This window comes from Steroidobacter sp., assembly GCF_016790065.1.
Lineage (GTDB): Bacteria > Pseudomonadota > Gammaproteobacteria > Steroidobacterales > Steroidobacteraceae > Steroidobacter.
Window position 1 is genome coordinate 1 of sequence record NZ_JAEUPY010000867.1, and the last position, 3,942, is coordinate 3,942.

The 3,942-nt window shown below is 61.1% G+C and carries 3 protein-coding genes and 1 pseudogene; all 4 read left to right on the plus strand.

The features are described from left to right. The coding region (locus JNL55_RS34785) for a TonB-dependent receptor (RefSeq protein WP_293865783.1) at positions 1-2,223 on the plus strand (2,223 nt) is incomplete at its 5' end. A gap of 5 nt (positions 2,224-2,228) precedes the next feature. After that, complete coding sequence (locus tag JNL55_RS34790; RefSeq protein WP_293865786.1) at positions 2,229-2,648, plus strand: DUF6152 family protein; 420 nt, start codon at positions 2,229-2,231, stop codon at positions 2,646-2,648. Positions 2,649-2,677: 29 nt separating this feature from the next. Beyond that, positions 2,678-3,493, plus strand: coding sequence for a hypothetical protein (locus JNL55_RS34795; protein ID WP_293865789.1), 816 nt, complete (start codon positions 2,678-2,680; stop codon positions 3,491-3,493). Further along, a pseudogene (locus JNL55_RS34800) lies at positions 3,490-3,942 on the plus strand (hypothetical protein); the annotation flags it as partial. The gene JNL55_RS34795 and the pseudogene JNL55_RS34800, both read left to right, overlap by 4 nt.

Genomic DNA, 3,942 nt, shown 5'->3' on the forward strand with positions numbered 1-3,942 from the left:
GGGCAAGCTGCGAGACAAGGTGGCGGTTCCACGCGAGCTGCATCGCTGCGGGGCCAAGCGCCGGATCTCACGTTGGTGCTGGTCAACGGCAAACGTCGACATACTTCGGCGACGCTCGGCGGTCTGCAAATGTTCGGTGGCGGTAGCGCCGCTGACGTCAACACCATTCCAGTGAGCGCTCTTCGCGGCGTCGAAGTCCTGTTGGACGGCGCCTCGGCACAGTACGGTTCAGATGCTATCGCCGGCGTGTTGAATCTGCAGTTGCGTGAAGACGCTGAGGGCGGCGGACTCACCACGACGCTCGGGCAATATGCGAAAGGCGACGGTGACACGTACGCGCTGAGCGGCTGGTGGGGCACGAGTCTGCCTCGCAACGGTTTCTTGAACATCAGCGCGGATCTTTCGCAGCGTGGCGCCACCGATCGAAGCGGTGATGACATTCGCCGTCGCTACTTCCGTTATCTAGCCAACGGCACACCGCTCGCAGCCAGCAGCAACCTTGGCACCGCCGACCCGCGCGAGCCTTTCGGTCGTGATCGCGTCGGTCAGTTTGGTAATGCAGAAGTCGAACATGCCGCGGTGTTGGTCAATGCTGGTTTCGATCTGAGCGACAACGCGCGTGCCTACGGCTGGCTCAACTTTGCGGATACCGACAGCCGCAGCTGGGTGCAACCGGAAGTGCCGGCGTCCGACTCGAACGTGCGCGCTATTTTCCCGGACGGCTTCCAAATCATCGGCGACTACTACGACACCAACTACGCGGCGCTGGCCGGCGTGCGTTACGACCCTTCGTTCGGTGGCCAGTTCGACTTCTCGGTGGGCTATGGCCGCCACGAACGCGACACGCACAACTTCAACTTGGTGTCGCCGAGCTATGGCTTGAACAGCAAGACGGATTTTTATCTGGGCCAGACCATCGCCGACCAATTGAACGTGGCCGTTGATTACAACCGCGACCTGGAGGTTTCCTGGCTGGCGAAACCGCTGGCGGTGTCGTCCGGCGTCGCTTGGCGCAAAGAGAAGTGGTGGGTGTCCAAAGTCAGCGAGGAGCAGGCGTGGAATAACGGCGGCGTGCCAATTCTCGACGGTCCGAATGCCGGCCAGCCGGCGCGCTGGGGCGCGGCCGAACAAGGTATCGCGCCTTGGGACGTGACCGAAGGCGATCGCGACGTGGCCAGCATCTATGTCGGTGGCGATTTCTATCTCAGCGAAAAACTCTTGCTCGCTGCCACGGTGCGCACCGAAGACTACTCGGACTTCGGCGTCACTACGACCGGCAAGCTGTCGGCTCGCTACGATCTCACTGACTCATTCGCGTTCCGCGGTAGTGCGAGCACGGGCTATCACGCGCCGAGCATCGGTACGCTGTCGTATCAATCCAGCGGCTACACGTCGACGTGGAATCACAGTGGCGTCGCGCCGGTGCCGAATCGTACTCGTCTGACGCGTCCGGACGATCCGGTCACGCTCGCGTTGGGCGGTGGTCCGCTCGATCCTGAAACTTCGCGTAACTTCTCGGTGGGCTTCGTGTGGCGGCCGATCGACAACGCGTCAGTCACGGTCGACGCGTATCGTATCGAAATCGACGATCGCATCCTGAGCACGCAAGCGCTCACTGGCACGATGGTGGAGGCGGTGACGGCGGCCAACGGCATCGCCGACTACAAGAACATCAGCTTCTACGTGAATGGTATGGACACGCGCACCGACGGTGTCGATGTTGCCGGTCGCTACCAGCTCGACTTCGATCAGCACGCGTTCAACTTCCACTTGGGCGTGGCGTGGCATGAAACGGAAGTGACCTGGGTTCGACCCAACCGCGTGACCAGCGTCGATCTGTTCCAGCGACATCAGTTGTTGAATCCGGAACGCGCCTATCCTGAGTACAAAGCGGTGCTCGGCATCGATTGGGATTTCGGTCTCGATCATCGTTGGGGCGTGAGTGTCACGGAGCAGTACTACGGCAAGTACACGTACGTGCACCCGACCAACCCGCTGTACGACGAAACGTATGGCGCCAAGGGTTACACCAATCTGGAGATTCGCCGGCAGCTGACGCCGAACACGCGCTTCAGTATCGGTGCCGACAACATCTTCGACACGTATCCGAAGCAGTTCATCACGGCCAATCAGGTGAACGGCATCAACCGGTACTCGTTCATCCATCCGGAAGGCGCGAACGGTGCGTTCTATTACGCGCGCTTGAGCTACTCGACGCGGTGAGAACCATGAAAAGCAAACTGCCCGTGACCGTCGCTGCATCGTTGGGCGTGGCGGCCGGCACCCTCGCGGTGCCGCTGGCCTCGGCTCACCATGCCTTTTCGGCCGAGTACGATTTGAACAAGCCGCTGGCGCTCAAAGGCGTGCTCACCAAGATCCAATGGGTCAACCCGCACAGCTGGGTATACATCGATGTGAAAAATTCGGATGGCTCAGTGACCAACTGGGCCGTCGAGTTCGGCGCCGTCGCAGCCTTGCGCCGGCGCGGCTTGCAGCGCTCGGATCTGCCCATCGGTTTGGAGGTCACCGTCAAAGGCTATCAAGCCAAGACCGGCAAGGCGGTGGTGAACGCCGCCAGCGTGCAGCTGCCCGACGGGCGCGATCTGTATGCGGGCGATCCCAACGGCCCGGACGCTCCGCCGCAGTAACTCACTTCTGCAAGGACATTCCATTGGACATGATTGTGACTCAACTTGCCGCGAACCGGCCGGGCGCGGCTGCCCGGCTGTTCGCGGCGTTAATCCTTTGTGCCGCATCGGTAGCCGCTGTCGCCGCACCGTCAAAGATTCCGCGAACCGCCGATGGCAAACCGGATCTGAGCGGCATCTGGAAGACGCTCGACAACGTCGACTACGACCTCGAACCGCACCCAGCGCGCCAGGATGCGCCACCGGGCAGGGGCGTGGTCGAAGGCGGCAAAATTCCTTATCAGCCCTGGGCCCTGGAACAGCGGCAGAAAAATTTCGCCAACCGTGTGGAATTGGATCCGCGAAACCAGTGTTTCGTGCTGGGCACGCCGCGTGCGCAGTACGGCGGCGAGCCGTTTCAGATTCTGCAGCGAGGGCGCGATATCACCTTGTTGTATCAGTTCACGCACCAGACGCGGACCATTCATACCAATGGCACCTTGCATCCGGAAGGCGAGAATCTGTTGTTCTGGTTCGGCGACTCACGCGGTCATTGGGAAGGCGACACGCTGGTAGTCGATGTCACTCACTTCAACGACCAGCCGTGGTTCGACCGCGCCGGCAACTTTCATAGCGAAGATCTGCACGTGGTCGAGCGTTGGAAGCCTCTTGGGCCCGATCACATCGAGTACCGGGCCACCATCGAAGATCCCAACGTGTTCACGCGGCCCTGGACGCTCAATGTGATTCTGTATCGACATAAAGAGCAGAACTTCCAACTCATCGAAAACTACTGTCACACGCTCGAGTACGGCGACGACTATCCGTATCGGCGCGATGACGCAGCAGAGAAGGGCCGCCAATGAGCCGCAGCTTTGGATTCGAGAAACTCGCGGCGCTCACGGTCACCGTGTTGGTGACGGTGCTCGTGCCGTTGTCGAGCAACGCTCAAGAAGGGCCGGGACCGTGGCGAACCAATACGGTTGAGAAAGTGCCGCACGGCAAGTGGAAAGGGAAGCGCTTGCCGGATGGTCAGCCAGACATCCAAGGGCATTGGTCCAACACCATCGCCAACCACGATAACTTCACCGATCCGCAGGCTGGAATTCCCGGCGATCCCGCGGGGCTCGGCGGTGGTTCGGCACAGGGTCTGTCCACGCCAAGACGGCCGGCGCGGCCGCCGCGTGAACAACGTGCGCCGAGTCGTGTCAGCGATCCGGCCGATGGTCAGGTGCCGTTTCAGCCTTGGGCACGTGCCAAACAAGAAGAGTTGCTGGCCAACTTCTTCGACCCCAAGAAGCCCGAGCACATAGAG